This is a genomic window from Halalkalibacter nanhaiisediminis, from assembly GCF_007830185.1.
Taxonomy (GTDB): domain Bacteria; phylum Bacillota; class Bacilli; order Bacillales; family Bacillaceae_D; genus Halalkalibacter; species Halalkalibacter nanhaiisediminis.
In genome coordinates this window covers 173373-196091 of record NZ_VLKZ01000006.1, presented here as the reverse complement: position 1 = coordinate 196091, position 22719 = coordinate 173373, and the positions used below count along the sequence as shown (strand labels likewise).

Below are 22719 nucleotides of genomic sequence, written 5' to 3'. Positions count from 1 at the left end.
GTGGGCAAGGAGCTAGGAGAGTGAAGTGAGTGAGAGGCGATTTATTACGAAAAACAATCGGTGTCTTTCTTCTTGTGGTTGTCGCAAGTTTGGGATTTTCAGAAGGGGTTCGAGAATGGATCAAAATTCCAACAAGCATGGTCATTTTTGAAGGAAATTATGCACCAATAACAGAAACAACACAGTCACTAAAGGCTATGACCGTTTCCACAGTCCCTACAACAAATTTTCAATCAATGTCGGGATCTAATGAGAAACAAATTACATTAGAAGTTGCTGGTTTTCCTGTTAAAAATATTGATGTAAATGTGCTACCAAAGATAGAAGTAATTCCAGGAGGGCAATCCATTGGTGTGAAATTGAATACAGAAGGGGTTCTTGTGGTCGGTCATCATTTAATTCAGACTGATTTAGGAAACGAGTCACCTGGTGAAGGTGCTGGTATTGAAGTAGGGGATATGATTACGAAAATTGATAAGCATGATATTCAACGAATGAGTGAAGTAGGAGAGTACGTACAAGCAGCGGGCGAAGAAGGACGTAAACTTGTCATTGAAATAAGGCGGAATAAGGAAAAGCTTATTAAAGAATTAACGCCATTAAAAGCAAAAGGGGAACATTCTTATCGTCTTGGACTCTATATACGGGATTCAGCAGCAGGGGTTGGCACTTTAACATTTTATGACCCCATTTCAAAAAAATACGGGGCACTAGGTCATGTAATTTCTGATGTCGACACACAAAAGCCGATCATTGTTCATGACGGACAAATTATACGTTCATCTGTTACATCGATTGAAAAAGGCAGTAATGGTGATCCAGGTGAAAAGCTAGCGAGCTTTTCGGCCGAGCGAGATATTCTAGGATCGATTGAAAAAAACAGTTCCTTTGGCATTTTTGGAACGTTAAACAATGCAAATGTAAAAAATAATATTTATGATAAACCAATGCCTATTTCTGTATCCACTCAAGTAAAGGAAGGCCCTGCTAAAATTCTTACTGTCGTTAATGGTGAGGATGTTGAGGAATTTGATATTGATATCATTAGTTCAGTCCCTCAAAAACAGCCAGCAACAAAAGGCATGGTTATAAAAGTAACTGATCCAAAATTACTTGAAGCAACAGGAGGTATTGTACAAGGAATGAGTGGAAGTCCAATTATTCAAGATGGAAAAATAATTGGTGCTGTAACTCATGTTTTTGTTAATGACCCAACATCAGGCTATGGTTGTCATATAAGCTGGATGCTAGAAGAAGCAGGTGTCATTCATTCCATTGAAAAGCAGATAGGAGCCAAAGCGAGTTAAATCGTTTTGGTTTTTTATGTTATAATAAAGAAAATTCGACAAAACCACCCTGACATTTTTGTCAAATATCGAATTAGGTCGAATAAGGAAGGAAAGAAGAGAAATCACCAGAAAAACTTTAATAATCAAATAAATATTAAAAATTAAAAAGGATATTCTAAATCGCTGTCGAAATGATAAACTATGACAAACTAACAGGAATTTGAGGAGGATTATTTGTGCAAAAAATAAATGTATGTATTGCTGATGATAACCGTGAATTAGTGAATTTATTAAATGAATATATTTCAACTCAGAATGATATGCAGGTGATTGGTACGGCTTATAACGGTCAAGAGTGCCTAGGCTTAATCGAGGAAAAAGAACCCGATGTATTGATTTTGGATATTATTATGCCTCATTTAGATGGGCTGGCAGTCCTTGAGCGAATTAGTCAAATGAAATTGAGTAAAAAGCCTAATATCATCATGTTAACAGCATTTGGACAAGAAGATGTAACAAAAAAGGCTGTTGATTTAGGAGCGTCATACTATGTCTTGAAGCCTTTTGACATGGAAGTATTAATCTCAAATATTCGTGAAGTAAGTGGACAAAAACGGTCGTTTATTCAGCAGTCATCCTCGCATTCGTATACTTCTCAGACACGTTTGGAAAATCGTGGTTTTAATCTGGATGCAAGTATTACGAGTATTATTCATGAGATCGGTGTACCAGCTCACATTAAAGGGTATATGTATTTACGTGAAGCGATTACAATGGTTTATAATGACATTGAACTTCTTGGATCGATTACGAAAGTACTTTATCCAGATATTGCGAAGAAATTCAATACAACGGCAAGTCGTGTTGAAAGGGCTATTCGTCATGCCATCGAAGTTGCTTGGAGCAGAGGGAATATTGACTCGATTTCTAGCTTATTTGGCTATACAGTCAGTCACTCAAAAGCAAAGCCGACTAATTCAGAATTCATCGCAATGGTAGCTGACAAGCTTAGAATTGAGCATAAGGTTTCTTGAAAGGGTAAGGAGTAAGATAAAGACACATGGATAAGACTGACTCATTGATTGATTCATGAGTCAGTCTTATTTCATTTAAAAGAGAGAAGGAAAAGCGATATAGGTGCTAATATCGTTTGAATCTATTCAGTGAAACGAATTTTCTAACATAATTATTAAGAAACTGCTTATATTATGATCAAACGGTGCAAAGAGGGTTGTCAAATGGCTGAAAGAATTAAAGGACCTATTTATGAGCATAAAAAGACAAAAAGACTCCTTCATTACTTACCTAAGGAAAGCATAGTGTTTCTTTGGCATGAAGATTTGGACGGGGTGGCCGTCGAGGGGTTAATTGAAGCGCAAGTGAAGGCTGTCATAAATGGTAAGGCATCGATGAGTGGTCAATATACACATCATCATGTCAATACACTACTACAAGCTGGAATTGCGGTTTTTGATGTAGTTAATCTTTCTTGTAAGAACTCGGAGTATCATGGGGAACAAGCACTTATTCAAACGAATAAGCTCTTTATACTTAGTAAGGATCGTCCTATTTATGCAGCGGAACTACTTGCTTATGACCAACGATTGATTAATGAAAAGCTTTCCTTTGCGAGGCTTTATTATGCTAAGCAGTTTGATCGTTTTGTAGATAACACTCTAACGTATGCAAAACGAGAGTGTGAGTGGTTTCAGAAGTGCCCACAATTTCCTACTGTACTTAAGAGTTTAGAGGGAAAAGATGTATTTATTATTGCAAGAAATACGAATTATGAACAAGATATTTGCGCAATCCAATACATCCTTAAGCAAAAATCCACGATTGTGATTGCTGTTGACGGGGCTGCTGATGGACTGTTGAAACATAAAATTTGTCCAAATTTTATTATTGGTGACATGGATTCGATTAGCGAGAAAGCATTACACTGTGGTGCCATTTTATTATGTCATGAACATCCAAATGGTCATTCACCAGGGAAAGAGACTCTAATGACAATGGGTATTGAGGCGGAAACCATTCGCTTTGTCGGAACAAGTGAAGATGTAGCGGTTGCTGCTTCCTATTGGTCAGGAGCTAAACATCTTTATTTAATTGGTTGTCGAATGGGAATGACAGAATTTCTTGAGAAAAGTCGAGCGGGAATGGGAGCAACCTGGTTATGTCGGATGCAGGCAGGTGAAAGAATTACTGATTTAAAAGGAATTCATAAGCTCATAAACCGAAATCGACTTTTATCAAATAAATGGATTTCTTTGAAGGTGATTAATTCATTCAGACTAAAAACATTCTATCAGGTTTTGAATGATCGGTTTGATCGGTTGTCGTTATCAAAGAAAAAGGAGGTTCTTCGCCATGATTAATGTTTCCTTTGTCATTCCAGCTTATAATGAAGCGGATCGAATTGGCTCTACATTAAAATCGTTAAAACATTTTTCATCAAACGCTGAAATCATCGTTGTGAATGACGGTAGCACGGATCAAACAAAGCGTATTGCAGAAAAATATGCAAATAAAGTGATCACACTGCCCATTAATCATGGAAAAGGCTTTGCTCTGCAAATTGGCTGGCGTGAAGCGAAGGGAACGTATATTGCTTGTTTAGATGCTGATTTAGAAGAAAGTGCTAATGAAGTGACGTCGCTGTTAAGTCCACTGGAAAAACAGCAGGCTGATGTGGCCATTTCAATCGTAAAGGCAGGAAAACATGCTGGGTTGGGTTTTGTGAAAAAACGTGTACAAGCTCTTATCTATCAACAAACAGGAGTAAAGTTGGAAGCACCTTTATCAGGCCAAAGGGCTTTTCATCGTAAATGGCTGTCTGTTTTACTAGCTAGGGCGTATCAAGGGTTCGGTGTCGAAGCACAAATGACAATAGATTTGCTTAAAGCTGGGGCGAAGTGTGTTGAAATTCCAACAACGATGACGCATCGAGAAATGGGGAGAAACATGAAAGGATTTGTTCATCGATTGAAGCAATGGGTGGACATTGAGAGACAGTGTCGAGGAACGCTCTTATGATTCCTCTTCTGATTACATTGCCAGTTATCGCCTACTTCAGTATGATTGCGTTCCATTCAATGAATTTAACGGTCGTTAATTATGAAGGGAAATTGGTACCGTATAGTTTAGGTGTTATCGTTTTGTATAGTTATGCTGTCCTTTACGCGTTTCCACCTTACCCTTTAGAAGCCTTATCACTTTCAGCTTTTTTATATATAATTGGAATTTGGTTGCTTGGTTTTATTGATGATCGTTTTGGAAAACCTTATCCAAAGGGTTTAAGAGGACATATTCGCTATGTAACGGAAACACGTAAGATCACAACAGGGCTCTTAAAAGCCATAGGAACGATTGGTTTTGCCCTGCTTTATCTTTGGACAAAGCAGCCAAACTCTTTTTTGCTAAATTTACTTTCCTTCTTCTTGTTAACAGGTCTTCCACATACCATGAATTTGTTTGATACAAGACCATTACGTGTTTGGAAGGCTTCCTTAGTTATGACAATTGTTATATTTATTGGATCACCCCTTCCATCTTTTTACTTTGTTGTAACAATAATTGCAGTTTATTATATATTGTTTGTGTTAGAAGGACATAGGAAAGCGATGCTTGGAGACAATGGGGCAACGGTTATTGGAGCGATGTTAGCAATTGTTTTCATTCATCATACGGATCTTTTTGTTCAAATCGGGGTATTCTTTAGTATCCTGTTTTTTATCCTACTTGCAGAAAAATGGTCGATATCTACTTTAATTGAGAGCTGGTCGATGCTTCGGGTAATTGATCAAATTGGTATTGTGAAAAAATGAGTAAGGTATGTGTCAATAAGTCATAGTAAAACTTTTTTAGAGCTAAAGAATAGATGTGACATGATTTTAAAGCCCACTACGAGTAATTTTCTCATAGTGGGCTAGTGGCGTGCAAATTAATTCATTATTTAGTAAGATAGTTTTTACTATTAAATTTTTCCTGCTGTGTTCATTAAGGTTTTGTTTTTTTTCTTTGAAAACGTGGAGCGATTTTGCCATTTTTACGGTCGCGATAAAAAATAAAGCCGCCAATAAAACTAAGGCCTGCTAGAAAGAGCAAAAATCCAACTGAAAACTGTAATGACAGGTTAGGATAGGGGCTATTTAATAACTGGAATATTGTATCTCTCATCAATTTTATGCCATAACCAGCGATTATTATAGGAATAATTAAAATCATAAGTGCAATAAAACGTCCCATCTTGATTCCTCTTTCATCTATAGTCTGTTTCTTTCTAGTTTAGCGGAAATTTTCCGTTGTGTACATCTTAGGAGTTGCATCTTTGTGTCATTTGCGTAATAGTGAAGATAAAGAATTGTTAGTAGCAATTAGGACCCAGTCCTAATTTTGAGGGGGAGTATGAATGAAGCGGGCGATTATCATCGGCGCTGGTCAAGGAGGAACAGCGTTGTTTCATATGCTCATGAACATGGAACACATTCATATTGTTGCTATATTCGATCATTTCGAGCATGCTTCTGGCTTAAAGTTGGCACAAAAGCATAAAGTCAAAACAGGTAACGATTGGAAAGCTGTGGATTATGATGATATCGATTTTGTGTTTGAAGCAACAGGTGACCCAGCTTTGTTAATCGAGTTGAAAAGGGAGTGTAGCAATCACACAATCATTGTTCCATCCCAACTTGCTTGGCTTTTCTTTTCATTAATGAAAGAGAAGGATGAACTCATACTGCAATTAAATAAACAAACTTCATTGCAAGAAACCATCTTAAACTCGACACATGACGGTATGATTGCGATCGATAATAAAGGTCGAGTGCTTATATATAACGAAGCTGCTGCACGTATATCAGGCGTTGATGCGACAGAAGCAATAGGTCAACTAATTAATGATGTATTGCCATCAAGTGGCCTTACGCGAGTCGTGCAGACAAAAATGGTAGAGCATAACCGCAGGCAGCAGCTAGAAAACGGTACAAGTATTGTGACAACGAGAGTGCCTATGATGGAAGAAGGACGCTGCATCGGTGCTCTTGCTGTATTTAAAGATGTTACAGAACTCGTTGAAATGACGGATCAAGTCATGAGTTTAAAAAGGATCCAAACAATGCTTGAAGCGATCATTCAATCATCAGATGATGCGATATCAGTGGTTGATGAGCATGGTAATGGATTAATGATTAATCCAGCTTATACACGTCTAACAGGGCTTTCACCAGCTGAAGTGATCGGGCATCCAGCGACAGCGGATATATCCGAGGGAGAAAGCATGCATATGCAAGTACTCAAAACAGGCAAAGCAGTTCGCGGTGTACCTCTAAAAGTCGGAACCCATAAAAAAGATGTCGTCGTCAATGTTGCCCCAGTTATTGTTGATCGGCAAACAAAAGGCAGTGTAGGAGTCATTCATGATGTATCAGAGCTCAACTCCCTACATGCTCAGCTTGAAAGAGCGAAAAAACGAATCCGAACGTTAGAAGCAAAGTATTCGTTTAATGATATTATTGGGTCGTCAGCAGAGATGAAGCTTGCGATTGAACAAGCAAAGCTGGCTGCTTCCACTCCTGTTACAATTCTTCTTCGGGGAGAGTCTGGGACAGGGAAAGAATTATTTGCCCATGCTATACATAATGAGAGTCTTAGGAGAACCCATTCTTTTGTCCGGGTTAATTGTGCTGCACTCTCTGAGCATTTACTTGAAAGTGAGTTATTTGGATATGTTGAAGGTGCTTTTTCAGGTGCGAAACGTGGGGGAAAGAAAGGTTTATTTGAGGAAGCTGATAAGGGAAGTATTTTTTTAGATGAGCTTGGTGAACTTACTAGCGCCATGCAGGCGAAGTTACTTAGGGTTTTACAAGAACAAGAAATTGTTAGAGTTGGTGGAACGAAGCCAGTTTCAATTGATGTTCGGGTCATTGCAGCAACAAATGCTAATTTAGAAAAAGCCATTAAAGAAAACCGTTTTCGTGAAGATTTATATTATCGCTTGAATAAAATGCCGATTTCAATCCCTCCTCTAAGGGAAAGAGAAGGGGATCTTGAACCATTGTCTGTCCATTTGCTTGCAAAGTTAAGTCAAGATTATGGTCGTTACGTGCATTCGATTTCAAATGACGCACTTCATTATTTGAAATCTTATCACTGGCCTGGTAATGTCCGAGAGTTAGAAAATGTCTTAGCGAGAACAATGATTTACATGGAGCCGTCAAAACAAATGGTGGAAAGAACTGATATCCCTTCCCTCTTTGATGTATTAACCCCTGTTGTGAAGAAAGAATTTGAGGATGAATTATTTGAAGGCAGCTTGCAAGAGATGTTAAATAAACAGGAGAAGCAGGTCATTAGCCGTGCACTAAGGATTAACGAAGGAAATCGGACAATGACAGCCAAGGCTTTAGGCATCTCGTTAAGATCGCTTTATTATAAATTGGAGAAATATAACCTTGCATGATATTGCATGCAACTTCTTGCACTATATGATAAATCTTGCATGGTGTTGCGTTGAAATGTACCTAATTTGTTAAGAATAATAACGATTTGTACTATTTCATTAATATGGCACAAAACTTGCAATACTAAATGTAGAAGGGTTCATCTAGAAATTAGATGACACATCAAGGAGGTGCATTATGGAATTGTTTTCTTATATGGAAAAATATGATTATGAACAAGTGGTTATTTGTCAAGATAAATTATCAGGATTAAAGGCGATTATTGCCATACATGATACAACACTCGGTCCTGCACTTGGCGGTACGAGAATGTGGATGTACGAGACAGAAGAAGATGCGTTTGAAGATGCGCTCCGATTAGCTAAAGGGATGACGTATAAAAATGCTGCAGCAGGCTTAAATCTAGGCGGAGGAAAAACGGTTATCATTGGTGATCCGCGTAAGGACAAAAATGAAGAGATGTTCCGTGCTTTCGGTCGCTATATTCAAGGGTTAAATGGTCGCTATATTACGGCTGAGGATGTCGGGACAACGGTTCAAGATATGGATATTATTCACGAAGAAACAGATTATGTGACGGGTATTTCTCCAGCTTTTGGTTCATCTGGTAATCCATCTCCTGTCACTGCTTACGGTGTTTATGTTGGGATGAAGGCGGCTGCTAAGGAAGCATTTGGAACAGATGATTTAGCGGGGAAGACAGTAGCTGTTCAAGGAGTCGGTAATGTTGCCTATCATTTGTGCAAACACCTTCATGAAGAAGGGGCTTCGCTTATTGTCACTGATATTAATAAAGAATCCGTTCAGCGCGCTGTAGTTGATTTTGGTGCTAAGGCAGTTGGTGTAAACGATATTTACGCGGTTGATTGTGATATTTTTGCTCCTTGTGCTCTTGGAGCGGTCATCAATGATCATACGATTCCGCAATTAAAAGCAAAAGTAATAGCAGGAGCTGCAAATAATCAGTTAAAAGAAGAACGTCATGGTAACCTGATTCACGAAATGGGCATTGCATATGCTCCAGATTACGTAATTAATGCAGGTGGTGTCATCAATGTCGCTGATGAATTAAATGGCTATAATCGTGAACGTGCGCTTAAGAAAGTAGAAGGAATTTATCAAAATGTTGCAAAGGTATTCGACATTTCAAAGCGAGACCAGATTCCAACATTTTTAGCTGCTGATCGAATGGCGGAAGAACGGATTGAACGAATGAGCAAGTCTCGTAGTCAGTTTTTACAAAATGGTCATCATATTTTATCTCGACGTAAATAAAAGTTAAATTCGATAAATGGCTAACGACAAAGTGAAGAGTTCTATGTATGGTAACAGGAAACGTTGCTAAGAACGTCTACAACGTGTAGGTAACGTCAAATACTCACGTACGTGGGCAGGGAGGGTTTATTTGAATGGCTGAAGAATATGATCTTGTTATTTTAGGGGCAGGAACGGGTGGTTATGTAGCTGCCATTCGTGCCGCGCAGCATGGTTTGAAGGTAGCTGTTGTTGAAAAAGAAAAGCTTGGTGGAACGTGCTTGCATAAAGGTTGTATCCCGAGCAAAGCATTGCTCAGGAGTGCAGAGGTTTTTGCAACAGCAAAGCGTGCAGATGAATTTGGAGTTGTCACAGGTGATGTAACGCTTAATTTTAAAAAGGTGCAGGAACGTAAAGAAGCGATTGTCGAACAACTGCATCGTGGTGTCATGCATTTAATGAAAAAAGGTAAAATTGATGTATTTAAAGGAAAAGGTCGAATTCTTGGTCCGTCTATTTTCTCACCAACTCCTGGAACGATTTCGGTGGAACGGGCAGATGGTCAAGAAAACACGATGCTAATTCCACAATATGTCTTGATTGCTACAGGATCCACTCCTCGAACGTTACCAGGTCTTGTACCAGATGGCGAGTTTGTGCTGACATCTGATGAAGCACTTTCTCTTGAAACATTACCTTCATCGATGATTATTGTTGGTGGAGGGGTGATTGGAATTGAATGGGCGTCGATGCTGAATGATTTTGGTGTCGAAGTGACTGTCCTAGAGTTTGGTTCGCAAATTCTTCCGACTGAGGATGCAGATATTGCGAAAGAAGCTGCGAAGATCCTTAAGAAAAAGGGAATTCATTTAATTACGAATGCAAAAGTGTTGCCTGAAACATTGGAAAAAGGGCAAGGTGTGACCATTCGTGCTGAATTGAACGGAGAAGAACAAATATTTCAAGCTGATCAATTGCTATTATCTGTTGGTCGCAAGCCGAATGTCGAAGATATTGGCCTTGAAAACACAGATATCGTTGTCGAGAATGGGGCAATCGCGGTTAATGAATTCCATCAGACGAAGGAATCTCATATGTATGCGATAGGCGATGTCATTGGTGGATTGCAGCTTGCCCATGTTGCTTCTCATGAAGGAATTGTTGCTGTTGATCATCTTGCTGGAAAGAAGCCTGAACCAATTAATTATGACACTGTGGCAAAATGTATCTACAGTCATCCAGAAATGGCTAGTGTTGGTTTAACGGAGATAGAAGCAAAGGAGCGCGGTTTCGATGTGAAAATTGGAACTTTCCCTTTTAAAGCCATTGGAAAGGCTCTTGTTTACGGGGAAACGGATGGAATGGCCAAAATCATTGTCGATGCGAATAATGACGATGTCCTCGGTGTTCATATGATTGGTCCTCACGTCACAGATATGATATCGGAGGCGGCACTTGCTAAAGTATTAGATGCGGCACATTTTGAGGTTGCGCGTACCATCCATCCACATCCGACCTTATCAGAAGTGATTGGGGAAGCAGCTCTTGCTGTAGATGGTTTAGCCATTCATTCATAATATGAAGATTAATGAAAGAGGAGGAACGATGATGACAGAGAATAGACACCGTACATTAGGTCTTTCTGATGAAACCGTTCTAGAAATGTATGAAACAATGTTACTTGCACGAAGGCTTGATGAGCGTATGTGGCTCCTTAATCGTGCGGGGAAAATTCCATTTGTGATTTCGTGTCAAGGGCAGGAGGCAGCACAAGTAGGTGCTGCATTCGCCCTTGATCGTCAAAAAGATTATATTCTGCCTTACTACCGTGATATAGGTGTTGTTTTATCATTTGGTATGACAGCTCGTGATTTGATGCTCTCAGGTTTCGCGAAAGCGGAAGATCCGAATTCAGGTGGTCGTCAAATGCCTGGTCACTTTGGACAAAAGAAAAATCGGATTGTGACTGGATCATCGCCTGTTACAACACAAGTTCCCCATGCTGTAGGTATTGCACTGGGAGGGAGAATGGAAGGAAAAGACTTTGTCACCTTTACCACATTTGGTGAAGGATCATCTAACCAAGGTGATTTTCATGAGGGAGCTAACTTCGCTGGCGTTCATAAGCTACCTGTTATTTTTATGTGCGAGAATAATAAATATGCGATCTCTGTCCCAATTGAAAAGCAGCTTGCTTGTGAAAAAGTATCAGACCGAGCAATTGGATATGGAATGCCTGGTGTAACGATAGATGGGAATGATCCCCTTGCAGTCTATGAAGCTGTTAAGACTGCGGCTGACCGAGCTCGTCGTGGCGAAGGACCATCGTTAATTGAAGCTGTTTCCTACCGTTTAACACCACACTCAAGTGATGACGATGATCGTGCGTATCGGCCGCGTGAAGAGGTCGAAGAAGCGAAGAAATTAGATTCGATTTATACATTTGCTGCTTACTTAAAAGAGGTTGGTCTTTTAACTGACGACGTGTTAAAGGAAATGGAAGAGCGCATGGCAATTATTATTGATGAAGCAACAGAATACGCTGAACAAGCTCCGTATGCAGATCCAGAAGATACGATGTTGCATGTGTATGCGAAGTAGAGAGGAGGAGAAACAAAATGGCAGTTATTTCATACATTGATGCCGTTACACAGGCATTACGAGAAGAAATGGAACGAGATGAGAAAGTATTTGTTCTTGGGGAAGATGTCGGTGCCAGAGGAGGAGTGTTTCGTGCAACAAATGGGTTGTATGAGCAATTTGGAGAGCAGCGAGTCATAGATACTCCTCTAGCAGAATCGGCAATTGCTGGTGTTGGCATAGGAGCAGCGATGTACGGTATGCGTCCAGTTGCCGAAATGCAATTCGCTGATTTTATTATGCCTGCAGTTAATCAAATCATTTCTGAAGCTGCAAAAATTCGCTATCGCTCAAATAATGATTGGCATTGTCCAATTACGATCCGTGCCCCGTATGGCGGTGGTGTGCACGGTGCTCTTTATCATTCACAATCAGTAGAAGCGATCTTTGCGAACGTTCCTGGTCTAAAAATTGTTATGCCTTCTACTCCTTATGATGTCAAAGGATTACTAAAAGCAGCGATTCGAGATGAAGACCCTGTCCTATTTTTCGAACACAAACGAGCCTACCGTTTAATTAAAGGTGAAGTGCCTGATGAAGATTATACGTTGCCAATTGGAAAAGCTGATGTAAAGCGAGAAGGGGATGACATTACTGTTATCACATATGGCTTGGCTGTTCACTTTGCTCTTCAGGCAGCTGACCGTTTAGAGAAGGATGGTATATCAGCTCATATTCTTGATTTGCGCACAGTATATCCGTTAGATAAAGAGGCAATTATTGAAGCGGCGAGTAAGACGGGTAAAGTATTGCTTGTCACAGAGGCAAATAAAGAAGGAAGTATTATGAGTGAGGTTGCGGCAATCATTGCTGAGCATTGTTTATTTGATCTGGATGCTCCGATTCAGCGTCTTGCAGGACCAGATGTACCAGCAATGCCATATGCACCAACAATGGAAAAATACTTTATGATTAACCCTGATAAAGTCGAAAAAGCAATGCGCGAGCTTTCGGAATTTTAACAGAGTAGGAGGAATACGATGGCGACAGAAATGACGATGCCCCAGCTCGGGGAGAGTGTAACAGAAGGCACGATTAGCAAATGGCTTGTAAGCCCAGGAGACCATGTCAATAAATATGATCCGATTGCTGAGGTTATGACGGATAAAGTGAACGCTGAAGTTCCATCATCATTTTCAGGAACGATTAAAGAGCTTCTCGTTCAGGAAGATGAAACGGTTGAAGTTGGAGTTGTGATTTGCACCATTGAGGTAGACGGCGAAGCAAGTTCCGATTCTGCTCAACCTCATCAAAGTCATAACGAACAAGAAGCGCAAGAAGAATCATCAGTGCAAACTGGTGGTCAAGACCAGTCGCAAAAGCGTCGCTATTCGCCAGCTGTTCTTCGTATGGCCCAGGAACATGATATCGTTCTTGAACATGTAACAGGATCAGGGAAAGGTGGGCGCATTACTCGTAAAGACCTTCAAAGTCTGATTGATAGTGGAGAAAAACCTACTGCTCCAGCTCCAGCTTCTATAAAGACAGCAGAGAAATCAAAGAAAACAGAAGGGTCTACATCAATCCCAACACATATCCCAGCTCTTGTCTCAAAAGAATCGGAGGCACCAGTGGCGGCGGGAGATACGGAAATTCCTTTATCTGGCGTTCGTAAAGCGATTGCAGCGAATATGGTGAAGAGCAAGCATGAAGCCCCTCATGCTTGGATGATGGTTGAAGTTGATGTCACCAATCTTGTAAATTATCGTAATCAGGTAAAGCAAGATTTTAAGGAAAAAGAAGGCTTCAATTTAACGTTCCTTCCGTTTTTTATTAAAGCAACCGTAGAAGCATTAAAAGAGTTCCCGCAGTTAAATTCGATGTGGGCTGGAGATAAAATTATTCAGAAGAAGGACATTAATATTTCGATTGCTGTTGCAACGGATGATGCGTTATATGTTCCTGTCATTAAGCATGCAGATGAGAAATCGATTAAAGGGATATCACGAGAAGTTCATGAGCTTGCCAAGAAGGTACGTTCAGGAACATTAACTGGTGCTGATATGCAGGGTGGAACGTTTACAGTCAACAATACTGGTTCATTTGGGTCAGTTTTATCGACACCCATTATTAATCATCCGCAAGCAGCTATCTTATCGGTTGAATCCATTGTGAAGCGTCCTGTCGTGATTGAAAGTGGTGCAGGTGATATGATAGCCATTCGTAGCATGGTTAATCTTTGCCTCTCGCTTGATCATCGTGTATTGGATGGTCTCGTTTGCGGACGTTTCCTTGCTCGCGTGAAAGAAAAGCTCGAACATATGACAGCAGAGATAACGTCGATTTATTAACACTTATTTGGAGGATAGCTTAGCTGTCCTCTTTTTTGTTATTTAGGAAACTTTGCTATGATGACCCACGATCTATAGTTGAAATTTCAAATTATTTACATAGAATTAATTGATGTGGTTACCCTAGCAGTATGAGAAAAGAAAGGGTGACGACATAATGAAACGTTTTTATCAGGGGTTTATGTTCCTTCAAATGGCCGCTGTGCTTGCCCTTGCCGTTACTTTTCTGGCACCAGTCCAAGCTGAAGATGTAGAGCAAGAACAAGAAAGAAATTGCCATCAATGTGAAATGAAAGTTCGCAATGAGCTAAAGGTGCACCTTGATTACTATTATGAAATGTTGGTGGAAAAATATGCTCCTACTAAAAGCGAGAAGTGGCAAGACGTTCGCAATGAGCGAGATCTCTTACAGAAGAAATTAAAAGAAGCTAAGCAGCGCGGTGAGCTTTCAAGTGAAAAAATGATTGATAAAGAGTGGATGGAAGAACATCGCAATCTTCAACAATTATTTAATGCGGCTGTGGAAAAACGAGATGAAAACCAACTTCAGCAACTCCTTCCGCAAATGATTGAGCACTATGAAAAGCTAAATGATCTTTATAAGCAACGTTTAAAGATGTCTAATTCTTTGTAAGTACTCTATTTTTAGAGTGCTTTTCTTTTTTAGTCTTTTTTATTTACAAATCAGAAGAATTCCGATATACTTCATTACTGTGATAAAACGTAATGATTACGAAAGGGGATTGCTATGAAATTTAAATCAAGTTTATTTGCTATGTTGCTTGTTCTTTCTATGATTCTTGCGGCGTGTGGTAGTAATGAAGAGGCTGGAGAAGAACAAACTGAGACAGAAGAGCCAGCTGAAACAGGAGAGGTATTAGAATTATACACAACGATTTTTCCACTTGAAGATTTTGCAAATAAAATTGGGGGAGAGTATGTTAACGTAACAAATCTTGTTCCTGTTGGTGCTGATGCACATACATTTGAGCCTACTGCACGTGAAATGATCAATGTCGCAGAAGGGGATGCGTTTATTTATAACGGTGCTGGTCTAGAAGGATTTGTTGATGCTTTAATTGAAACAGTAGAAGGAGAAGGAGTAGCTATCGTTCAAGCTTCGGAAGGTATTGAACTAATTGATTATGATGATGATCACTCTGCTCATAGCGAAGAAGGTCACGATGATCATGGACACGAGGAAGAAGCACATGATGATCATGCGCATGAAGAACAGGGACATGAAGAAGAAGCACATGATGATCATGCGCATGAAGAACAGGGACATGAAGAAGAAGCACATGATGATCATGCACATGAAGAACAGGGACATGAAGAAGGAGCGCATGATGCTCATGCACACGATCAAGATCCTCATGTTTGGTTAGATCCAATCTTATCAATTTCGTTAGCTGAGTCGATTAAGGATACTCTTATTGAATTAATGCCTGAGCAAGAAGAGACGTTTACAGCTAATTTTGAACAATTAAAAGCAGACCTTGAAGACATTGATACTGAATTTCAAGCAATGGTGGATGCTGCAGAGAAAGATACATTCCTCGTTTCTCATGCTGGTTACGGGTATTGGGAAGAACGTTATGGATTGAAGCAAGTTGGTATCACTGGTTTATCGCCAACAAATGAGCCATCTCAGCGCCAATTACAGGACATTATTGAATTTGCAAATGAATATGGTGTGAACTACGTCATGTTTGAACAAAACATTTCAACACAAGTAGCTGAAATGGTAAAGGATGAAGTAGGAGCGGAGCCTCTGTATCTTCATAACCTAGAGGCACTTGTTGAAGAAAATGTTCAAAATGGAGAAGATTATCTCAGCCTAATGAGAAAAAACATTGAAGCACTTGGCACAGCTCTACAATAGGATTTCAAAAATAATTGGGATTAATGGCATTTAATTTATTGAAACGTCTATCTACTTTCTGTAGGTAGGCTTTTTTTTTGCTTCTACATTCATTTCATCATGAATAAAGTTAGGTAGTATGTATTTACATCTTCGGAGGTGTGCAGATGAGTGAGTTTACACAAAGAAAGTATTTTTATCCGTATGTCGGTCCGTTTGATCCATGTCCTCCGATTACAGTGAAGTCTTATGAAACACCACCTAATCTATACATGGGGTTTCAACCTTATGGACTGCCGCAATTTCAGCCACATGAAGCTTTGCGCTGTGGCACGCTCTGGCCAGCTCTTTATTCCCCTTATAGTAACCCTTATCATTCTGAAAGGGAGTGACCACTATGAATCAAAAGAAACTGCCCATGGAATTTTATCCACTAATGGAGCAGCTTCAAGCTGTCGATTTTGTGTTAGTTGAGTTGACTCTTTATCTTGATACCCATCCAAATGATCAGGCAGCAATACAGCAATTTAATGAAATGGCTCAATACCGCCAGCAAGTGAAGCACCAAGTTGAACAATATTATGGACCATTACAACAATTTGGTAATAGCTATAGTGGTTATCCTTGGAATTGGAGCGATTCACCGTGGCCATGGCAACTATGATGGAATAAGGGGAGGATGTTATGTGGATTTATGAAAAAAAGCTTCAATACCCAGTAAAAGTAAGCACATGTAATCCGACACTCGCGAAGTATTTAATCGAACAATACGGGGGTGCTGATGGTGAGTTATCGGCAGCTCTTCGTTACTTAAATCAACGATATACAATCCCTGACAAAGTCATTGGTTTGTTAACAGATATAGGTACGGAAGAATTCGCTCATCTTGAAATGATAGCGACAATGGTTTATAAATTAACGAAAGATGCCACGCCAGATCAATTGAAAGAAGCTGGTCTTGGGGATCATTATGTGAATCATGGTGAAGCTCTCTATTACCAAAATGCAAGTGGAGTGCCCTGGACGGCTTCTTACATTCAAGCAAAGAGTGATCCGATTGCTGACCTTTACGAAGACATTGCAGCAGAAGAAAAAGCGAGAGCGACCTATCAATGGATTATTAATGTATCAGATGATCCAGACTTAAATGATGGATTGAAGTTTTTGAGAGAACGAGAAGTCGTTCACTCGCAACGATTTAGAGAAGCGGTTGAGATGTTGAAAGACGAAAGAGGGAAAAAGAAAGTTTTTTAGTCTAAATAGTTCAAAATGATGTACCCTTCTCTCTACCCTTCAAACTTTTTCTATTGCTTTTTTAAGCAAAAAAATTGGTTTTCTCTTTGAAACGAGTTACAATATAGACAGATGACATGTTTGAGGGGTGAAGAGAAATGGAATTCAATATGTTTATGAATGATGTTGTGAAAGTAGCTCGTCAAGAAATGGTTGAGGCTGGCTACGAACAACTTACTACGCCTGATGAAGTTGATGAGGTAGTAAAGCAAGAAGGTACAACGCTTGTGATGATTAACTCTGTTTGTGGTTGTGCTGGTGGAATCGCTCGTCCTGCTGCAGCTTATATGAAAAATTATGAAACAAAGCCTGATCGTTTTGTAACGGTTTTTGCAGGTCAGGATAAGGAAGCTACAGCAAGAGCTAGAGAATATTTCACTGGGTATGCTCCTTCATCACCATCATTTGCGCTATTAAAAGATGGCCAAATTGTAACGATGGTTGAGCGTTTTGAAATTGAAGGACATGAACCGATTAAAGTTGTTCAAAAGCTAGAAAAAGCCTTTGATGAATACTGCGCTAAATAATAGAAACAAGGTCTGATTCTTTGAGTCAGGCCTTTTCAAATGGTCACAAAATGAATCTAGTTCGCTCTCCTTGCTAAACTGTGCTATAATAACCCAGAAATTGAAAAAGGGGTGTGCACTACATGCAAGCGTTATATGATCAAATTCAAGTGTATTTGAATATGGATGAAGAAATTTCATTTAAAGAATTCAGTGACTTTTACAAAAAATTGTTAGACGAGCTTGGAAGCAATCACGAGTCTTATGATGAAGAAACGGTTTGGAAAAGCCTATTTATCATTGAAAATGTGATGTCTAATGCAGAAGGACGTGCCAAGGAAACAAAAGGTGCTGAATCAAAGAAATATACGAAAATGGCTCAACGTCTTCAGCTTTGGGCGAAGAACTTCGCAGGTCGTCTTGGCGCGGCTGGTTATACAGAAGAAGACATTAACGAACGCTTTAATAAAATGTTTGAAGAAGGCGCTTCTGCCACAAAAGCATAATCAACTGATACAAGGGAGAAAGATGCTTGACATCTGTTCTCTCTTGCTATAAATTAGAAGATGTTGCTTATCTATATGCGTCTATGGTGAAAGGGATATCATTCGAGATTCCGGTTCTCGCGTTGTAGGTTCGAGTCCTACTAGGCGCGTCCATTTTTGACTATTTAACCTCTTTTATTTTTGATTAAAAGAGGTTTTTTCTAGTTCTATTGTGGTAATATATTCTTTACTTGTGTCACTAAGAATTTTTGTTAAGAAATAAATTGGATGATTAGTTTAAGTAGCTAAAGCTAATAATAACGTTTATCTATTACTACAAATAAGGTTGGTGTAACTTAATGACATACATACTTTTAATAATTGGTTTTGGATTATTAATATTTGGAGCTAACTATTTTGTCGATGGTTCATCTAAAATTGCAGCGTTACTCAATGTACCACCCATTTTAATTGGTTTAACGATTGTAGCGTTTGGAACTAGTTCACCTGAAGCAATCGTTAGTATAATGGCTGCGCTTCAAGGAAGTCCAGATGTAGCAATAGGAAATGTCGTAGGGAGTAATATTTTTAATGTCACTTTAGTTATCGGTATTACCGCAATCATTTATTCTTTGAAAGTCGAAGATGAAACGATAAGAAAAGAAATACCATTTACTTTATTAGCTAGTGCTGCTCTTTTAATAATGATCAGTGACACGGCTTTACAGTCAACAAGCAGTAACGTCATTACACGAAGTGAAGGGCTTGTCTTATTACTGTTTTTTGTTGTCTTTATGTATTATATTTTTGAAGTAGCTAGAAAAAGTCGAAATGAAAACCCTGTAGAGCAAGTAGACAGTAGTGGTAATACATGGGGTAAGCAAATATTTATCACAATAATGGGCCTAGCAGCCATTATATTTGGTGGGAATTTAGTAGTTAGTAGTAGCACAGACATAGCTTATTCACTTGGGATGAGCGAAACACTAGTTGGTTTAACAATAGTAGCTGTCGGGACTTCATTACCCGAATTAGTAACGTCTATTTCTGCGGCTTTGAAGAAACAAAGTGAAATAGCACTTGGAAACATTGTTGGGAGTAATATTTTTAATATCTTTTTTATCCTTGGTATTTCTTCAGTGATAACACCGCTTACTGTAGATAATAAGATTTTTATTGATGTCACAGTGATGATATTGTTAACAGTGTTATTATTATTCTTCTCAAGAACTCATTTTAAAGTGGGTAAGTACGAAGGAATGATCCTTGCTGGTGCATATATCCTTTATTTGATTTATATCATTATCAGAAACTAACTTCCTACTGAAAAGCACTTGCTCAAATGCTTGTGATCACTTACAATTGGTTTATAATCTCATACTACCTAAATAAAGGGGAGTAGCTGTACAATGAAGTCGTCATTACGGGATCAAGATCCTTGGCTTTATTGGCAACGCAATGTTGTTAGCCAGACCTTTACCATTAAGTTGAGGTCTTTTTCTATGTATTGATTAGACCGTTACCTTAGTGGTAAAGGTCTTTTTTTGCGAAATGAGCGAGCGTTATTCTGGTTAAAACCACACTTTTACACTTGAGAGTTAATCTCTTTTTTGTATAAAGTGAAATAAGGGAAACATGAGTAGTAATAAGTACATATGAAGAGGGTAAACTATTTAGGAAATGAATGGAGAATGTGGAGTTGGAGTTAAGTCAAGAAATTATTTTATTGTTAAAGTATTTACTGTTAGGTATTTTCCAAGGATTTACTGAGCCTATTCCAGTTTCTTCAAGTGGACACCTAGTGTTTTTGCAACACTTTCTAGGTGTTGAAATTGAAGGTTTGAGCTTTGAGGTGTTTGTGAATTTTGCATCTTTGTTTGCGATTTTAGTCATTTATAGACATGATTTAAAACAGCTCATTTCTGGATTTTTTCGTTATTTGTTAAAGAAAGACGAGGATTCTAAGAGCGATTATCGATTTGGTATATTTATTATTATTGCGACAATTCCAGCAGTCGTCATTGCGTTATTATTTGAAGATTGGATTGCGGGTGAGCTTAAACAGATTCATGTTATTGCGGTTACGCTTTTGATAACAGGTGCTGCACTATTTTTGATTCGTAATTTAAAAGGATGGAAAAATGATCATGAAATCTCGTTAAAAGAAGTCATCATTGTCGGGTTGGCTCAAGCGATTGCGTTAATTCCGGGGATCAGTCGTTCTGGTGCAACGATTGTTGCAGCGATGGGGCTTGGATGGAAGCAAGAAACAGCTCTACGTTTCTCGTTTTTCCTGTTCATTCCAATTAGTGTAGGAGCGGGGATTCTAGCTGTTTCTGATCTGCTTCAAGATCCTAATTTAGCAGATTTAGCTGTTCCGTATTTACTTGCTTTTGTTGGTTCATTTATTGCGTCCTACTTCTCTTTGAAGTGGTTTATGAACATCATGAGAAGCGGTAAACTGATTTACTTTGCATTGTATTGTTTTGTTGTAGGTACTCTTGTTTTGGTGATTCTATAATAGAGGGGGACTAGGGAGTGTTTAACAATAAATTGCTTCAGGTCATTGTCCGCATTCTTATTGTCTCTCTAATTGTTGTGCTTGGATGGTTTGTGTTTTACCATTTTGTTGCATTAACTTATCCGTTTTTAATAGCGGCTGTCTTTGCATTTTTAATTAATCCAATTGTGACGTTTTTCGAACGAAAAGGAAAGCTCCCAAGACCTCTTGCTGTTTTTAGTGGTATTTTGTTTTTATTTGGAATGGTTGGTGGAATCCTTACGTTGATTATTTTTAAAGTCATTGATGGATTTCAATATTTATCCCAGCTCGTTCCTAGACAGATTGAGCGAATTTCGATCAGTATTCAATCTTATGTGAATGAGCAACTATTTCCGCTTTGGAATCAAGGGATTGGATTAATCGATAATTTAGATGAATCTCAACGGAGTGCTATTGAAGATGGTATTCAGCAGGTTGGCGGTCAATTAGCTTCTTTACTTGGCAGAATTGGTCAAGCTGTAGCAAATGGTCTTTCTTCTTTTGTTGGAGCTCTTCCAATAACACTAACGATTTTGGTTTTTATTGTTCTTGGGCTATATTTTATTAGTAAAGATTGGAACAAATTTCGGATGCAGGCTAAGAAAAAGCTCCCGAATCACATTACGTTGCGCATCGTAAATATTTTAATAGACCTAAAATCTAAGGTCATTGGCTTTCTCACTGCTCAACTTATCTTAATAAGTTTGACTGCAGGAATGAACTTCATTGGTCTCTTAATTCTTGGGGTCGAGCAGCCTTTGACGATTGCGCTAATTATCGGCTTAGTTGATTTAATGCCTTATCTAGGTACAGGTATTATTCTCATCCCTTGGGCAATTTACAGTTTGGTGATAGGTGATCTTTTTTTAGGCTTTGGCTTGTTAATTTTATATGGGTTAACGGTCTTACAAAGGCAGTTGGCAGAACCCAAAGTGCTTTCATCAAACTTAGGCCTTAATCCATTAGCAACGCTTATTTCGTTGTTTGCTGGCCTTCAACTCTTCGGTGTGCTCGGTCTTGTCATCGGACCAGTTGTATTAGTCATTTTAATCTCTTTACACCAAGCGAATGTTCTAGAAGGGATATGGCGCTATATTAAAGGGGAAGCCACATCCTAAAACAAAGTCTGGATGAATAGCGTTTGGAACGTGTTCATCTAAAATCTGATATACAATTAGAAAAGTTAACCGTACAATAGTATTTTAAGCTTTAAAATTCAATGGTTTAAAGGAGTTTGAAAATTGTTTCAATGGCGTAATGCATTTAAAGGAATGGTCATAGGGGTTACTGATTTAATTCCTGGTGTAAGTGGAGGAACAATTGCTCTCTTACTTGGTATTTATCAGTCGCTAGTTGCATCTATAAATGGTTTACTGACGAAAGATTGGAAAAAAAGCATTCTCTTTTTATTACCTATTGGACTGGGAATAGGGATTGCTTTAATAACGGTTAGTCGTTTAATTGAATGGTTGTTAGTAGAGCATCCTCAACCTACGTTTTTCTTCTTTCTTGGCTTGATTATCGGAATTATTCCGACATTGTTAAAAGACATTAACTATAAACAATCATTTCGCTCTAGTCATTATGTTTTGCTTGCTCTAGCAGCTGTGCTAGTGGCGGTTACCGTATTTGTGAAAGATAATGAGTTGGCTGCGGTGATGAGCGAATTAACATTAGGTGATTATACCCTATTATTTTTTGCGGGATGGCTTGCTAGCTCTGCGATGATTTTACCGGGGGTTAGTGGCTCGTTTATGCTTCTATTATTAGGTATGTATCCGACCGTTATTAATGCCTTATCTACATTTAATATTCCAGTCATCATCACAGTTGGACTGGGAGTTGCAATCGGACTTATCCTTACGAGTAAACTAATATCATTTTTATTAACAACGTATAAGACAAGTACGTATGCGGTGATGATCGGTTTTGTTATTGGTTCTATGGTCGTTATCTATCCTGGAATTGCTTCGAACGGGCTACTTCTGTTTGTCAGTATCTTGACGTTTTTAGTAGGGATTGTTGTAGCTACTTTATTAAGTCGTGTTGAAAAAGGAAAAACATCAGCAAAATTAATTGCTTAACAAATGACGT

Annotated in this window: 23 protein-coding genes and 1 tRNA gene; 23 read left to right on the top strand and 1 reads right to left on the bottom strand. The window is 38.8% G+C overall.

The window, feature by feature from the left end; genetic code table 11:
* Nucleotides 1–29: 29 nt before the first annotated feature.
* From spoIVB to IQ10_RS12185, 5 genes are all read left to right on the top strand, one after another.
* A complete protein-coding gene (gene spoIVB / locus IQ10_RS12205) occupies nt 30–1307 on the top strand; it encodes a SpoIVB peptidase (RefSeq protein ID WP_144450788.1) in 1278 nt (425 codons plus the stop codon).
* 218 nt (nt 1308–1525) lie between these two features.
* Complete coding sequence (gene spo0A, locus IQ10_RS12200) at nt 1526–2323, top strand: sporulation transcription factor Spo0A (protein WP_144450787.1); 798 nt, start codon at nt 1526–1528, stop codon at nt 2321–2323.
* Nucleotides 2324–2527: 204 nt separating this feature from the next.
* Nucleotides 2528–3667: a putative cytokinetic ring protein SteA gene (steA, locus tag IQ10_RS12195; RefSeq protein WP_144450786.1), complete on the top strand. Its 1140-nt coding sequence runs from the start codon at nt 2528–2530 to the stop codon at nt 3665–3667.
* A complete protein-coding gene (locus IQ10_RS12190) occupies nt 3660–4325 on the top strand; it encodes a glycosyltransferase family 2 protein (RefSeq protein ID WP_144450785.1) in 666 nt (221 codons plus the stop codon). Before steA ends, IQ10_RS12190 begins: the two co-directional genes overlap by 8 nt.
* Complete coding sequence (locus IQ10_RS12185; protein WP_144450784.1) at nt 4322–5116, top strand: hypothetical protein; 795 nt, start codon at nt 4322–4324, stop codon at nt 5114–5116. Before IQ10_RS12190 ends, IQ10_RS12185 begins: the two co-directional genes overlap by 4 nt.
* A gap of 172 nt (nt 5117–5288) precedes the next feature.
* Here IQ10_RS12185 and IQ10_RS12180 read toward each other — a convergent pair whose 3' ends face one another.
* Nucleotides 5289–5537 (bottom strand): DUF2627 domain-containing protein, encoded by a 249-nt coding sequence (locus IQ10_RS12180; RefSeq protein WP_144450783.1) that lies wholly within the window; start codon nt 5535–5537, stop codon nt 5289–5291.
* Between the two features lie 163 nt (nt 5538–5700).
* On the opposite strand from IQ10_RS12180, the gene IQ10_RS12175 reads away from it, so the two are divergent.
* The 18 genes from IQ10_RS12175 (at nt 5701) to IQ10_RS12090 (ending at nt 22709) form a co-directional block, all read left to right on the top strand.
* Nucleotides 5701–7749 carry a sigma-54 interaction domain-containing protein gene (locus IQ10_RS12175; RefSeq protein ID WP_144450782.1) on the top strand — a complete coding sequence of 683 codons (2049 nt, stop codon included), beginning with the start codon at nt 5701–5703 and terminating at the stop codon, nt 7747–7749.
* A gap of 178 nt (nt 7750–7927) precedes the next feature.
* Nucleotides 7928–9025, top strand: coding sequence for a branched-chain amino acid dehydrogenase (gene bcd / locus IQ10_RS12170; RefSeq protein ID WP_144450781.1), 1098 nt, complete (start codon nt 7928–7930; stop codon nt 9023–9025).
* A gap of 134 nt (nt 9026–9159) precedes the next feature.
* Nucleotides 9160–10581, top strand: a complete 1422-nt coding sequence (lpdA, locus tag IQ10_RS12165) for a dihydrolipoyl dehydrogenase (RefSeq protein WP_144450780.1) — start codon at nt 9160–9162, stop codon at nt 10579–10581.
* A gap of 31 nt (nt 10582–10612) precedes the next feature.
* Nucleotides 10613–11605, top strand: a complete 993-nt coding sequence (locus IQ10_RS12160; RefSeq protein WP_144450779.1) for a thiamine pyrophosphate-dependent dehydrogenase E1 component subunit alpha — start codon at nt 10613–10615, stop codon at nt 11603–11605.
* A 17-nt stretch (nt 11606–11622) separates the two neighbouring features.
* On the top strand, nt 11623–12606 hold the full coding sequence (locus IQ10_RS12155; RefSeq protein WP_144450778.1) for an alpha-ketoacid dehydrogenase subunit beta: 984 nt from the start codon (nt 11623–11625) through the stop codon (nt 12604–12606).
* An 18-nt stretch (nt 12607–12624) separates the two neighbouring features.
* Nucleotides 12625–13935, top strand: coding sequence for a dihydrolipoamide acetyltransferase family protein (locus tag IQ10_RS12150; protein WP_144450777.1), 1311 nt, complete (start codon nt 12625–12627; stop codon nt 13933–13935).
* Between the two features lie 157 nt (nt 13936–14092).
* Entirely contained in the window at nt 14093–14569 is a 477-nt protein-coding gene (locus IQ10_RS12145; RefSeq protein WP_144450776.1) for a hypothetical protein, read from the top strand.
* Between the two features lie 114 nt (nt 14570–14683).
* Nucleotides 14684–15820 (top strand): metal ABC transporter solute-binding protein, Zn/Mn family, encoded by a 1137-nt coding sequence (locus tag IQ10_RS12140; protein ID WP_144450775.1) that lies wholly within the window; start codon nt 14684–14686, stop codon nt 15818–15820.
* 146 nt (nt 15821–15966) lie between these two features.
* Nucleotides 15967–16191 (top strand): spore coat associated protein CotJA, encoded by a 225-nt coding sequence (locus IQ10_RS12135; protein ID WP_144450774.1) that lies wholly within the window; start codon nt 15967–15969, stop codon nt 16189–16191.
* A 5-nt stretch (nt 16192–16196) separates the two neighbouring features.
* The gene (locus IQ10_RS12130; protein ID WP_144450773.1) at nt 16197–16463 is read left to right on the top strand and encodes a spore coat protein CotJB; all 267 of its coding nucleotides are present in this window, start codon (nt 16197–16199) and stop codon (nt 16461–16463) included.
* A gap of 20 nt (nt 16464–16483) precedes the next feature.
* Nucleotides 16484–17053: a manganese catalase family protein gene (locus tag IQ10_RS12125; RefSeq protein ID WP_144450772.1), complete on the top strand. Its 570-nt coding sequence runs from the start codon at nt 16484–16486 to the stop codon at nt 17051–17053.
* Between the two features lie 137 nt (nt 17054–17190).
* A complete protein-coding gene (locus tag IQ10_RS12120; RefSeq protein WP_144450771.1) occupies nt 17191–17619 on the top strand; it encodes a BrxA/BrxB family bacilliredoxin in 429 nt (142 codons plus the stop codon).
* A 122-nt stretch (nt 17620–17741) separates the two neighbouring features.
* Complete coding sequence (locus tag IQ10_RS12115) at nt 17742–18104, top strand: hypothetical protein (protein WP_144450770.1); 363 nt, start codon at nt 17742–17744, stop codon at nt 18102–18104.
* Between the two features lie 77 nt (nt 18105–18181).
* Nucleotides 18182–18253: transfer RNA gene (locus tag IQ10_RS12110), tRNA-Arg, on the top strand.
* A 189-nt stretch (nt 18254–18442) separates the two neighbouring features.
* Nucleotides 18443–19399 (top strand): calcium/sodium antiporter, encoded by a 957-nt coding sequence (locus tag IQ10_RS12105; RefSeq protein ID WP_144450769.1) that lies wholly within the window; start codon nt 18443–18445, stop codon nt 19397–19399.
* A 383-nt stretch (nt 19400–19782) separates the two neighbouring features.
* Nucleotides 19783–20604: an undecaprenyl-diphosphate phosphatase gene (locus tag IQ10_RS12100; protein ID WP_242009820.1), complete on the top strand. Its 822-nt coding sequence runs from the start codon at nt 19783–19785 to the stop codon at nt 20602–20604.
* A 17-nt stretch (nt 20605–20621) separates the two neighbouring features.
* Entirely contained in the window at nt 20622–21743 is a 1122-nt protein-coding gene (gene ytvI, locus IQ10_RS12095; RefSeq protein ID WP_144450767.1) for a sporulation integral membrane protein YtvI, read from the top strand.
* A gap of 153 nt (nt 21744–21896) precedes the next feature.
* Nucleotides 21897–22709, top strand: a complete 813-nt coding sequence (locus tag IQ10_RS12090) for a DUF368 domain-containing protein (RefSeq protein ID WP_144450900.1) — start codon at nt 21897–21899, stop codon at nt 22707–22709.
* Nucleotides 22710–22719: the final 10 nt, after the last annotated feature.

Coding starts and splice junctions, on each gene's coding strand:
- steA (WP_144450786.1), top strand. CDS start 2,528: ATGGCTGAAAGAATTAAAGGACCTATTTATGAGCATAAAAAGACAAAA.
- IQ10_RS12190 (WP_144450785.1), top strand. CDS start 3,660: ATGATTAATGTTTCCTTTGTCATTCCAGCTTATAATGAAGCGGATCGA.
- IQ10_RS12185 (WP_144450784.1), top strand. CDS start 4,322: ATGATTCCTCTTCTGATTACATTGCCAGTTATCGCCTACTTCAGTATG.
- IQ10_RS12180 (WP_144450783.1), bottom strand. CDS start 5,537: ATGGGACGTTTTATTGCACTTATGATTTTAATTATTCCTATAATAATC.
- IQ10_RS12175 (WP_144450782.1), top strand. CDS start 5,701: ATGAAGCGGGCGATTATCATCGGCGCTGGTCAAGGAGGAACAGCGTTG.
- bcd (WP_144450781.1), top strand. CDS start 7,928: ATGGAATTGTTTTCTTATATGGAAAAATATGATTATGAACAAGTGGTT.
- lpdA (WP_144450780.1), top strand. CDS start 9,160: ATGGCTGAAGAATATGATCTTGTTATTTTAGGGGCAGGAACGGGTGGT.
- IQ10_RS12160 (WP_144450779.1), top strand. CDS start 10,613: ATGACAGAGAATAGACACCGTACATTAGGTCTTTCTGATGAAACCGTT.
- IQ10_RS12155 (WP_144450778.1), top strand. CDS start 11,623: ATGGCAGTTATTTCATACATTGATGCCGTTACACAGGCATTACGAGAA.
- IQ10_RS12150 (WP_144450777.1), top strand. CDS start 12,625: ATGGCGACAGAAATGACGATGCCCCAGCTCGGGGAGAGTGTAACAGAA.
- IQ10_RS12145 (WP_144450776.1), top strand. CDS start 14,093: ATGAAACGTTTTTATCAGGGGTTTATGTTCCTTCAAATGGCCGCTGTG.
- IQ10_RS12140 (WP_144450775.1), top strand. CDS start 14,684: ATGAAATTTAAATCAAGTTTATTTGCTATGTTGCTTGTTCTTTCTATG.
- IQ10_RS12135 (WP_144450774.1), top strand. CDS start 15,967: ATGAGTGAGTTTACACAAAGAAAGTATTTTTATCCGTATGTCGGTCCG.
- IQ10_RS12130 (WP_144450773.1), top strand. CDS start 16,197: ATGAATCAAAAGAAACTGCCCATGGAATTTTATCCACTAATGGAGCAG.
- IQ10_RS12125 (WP_144450772.1), top strand. CDS start 16,484: ATGTGGATTTATGAAAAAAAGCTTCAATACCCAGTAAAAGTAAGCACA.
- IQ10_RS12120 (WP_144450771.1), top strand. CDS start 17,191: ATGGAATTCAATATGTTTATGAATGATGTTGTGAAAGTAGCTCGTCAA.
- IQ10_RS12115 (WP_144450770.1), top strand. CDS start 17,742: ATGCAAGCGTTATATGATCAAATTCAAGTGTATTTGAATATGGATGAA.
- IQ10_RS12105 (WP_144450769.1), top strand. CDS start 18,443: ATGACATACATACTTTTAATAATTGGTTTTGGATTATTAATATTTGGA.
- IQ10_RS12090 (WP_144450900.1), top strand. CDS start 21,897: ATGGTCATAGGGGTTACTGATTTAATTCCTGGTGTAAGTGGAGGAACA.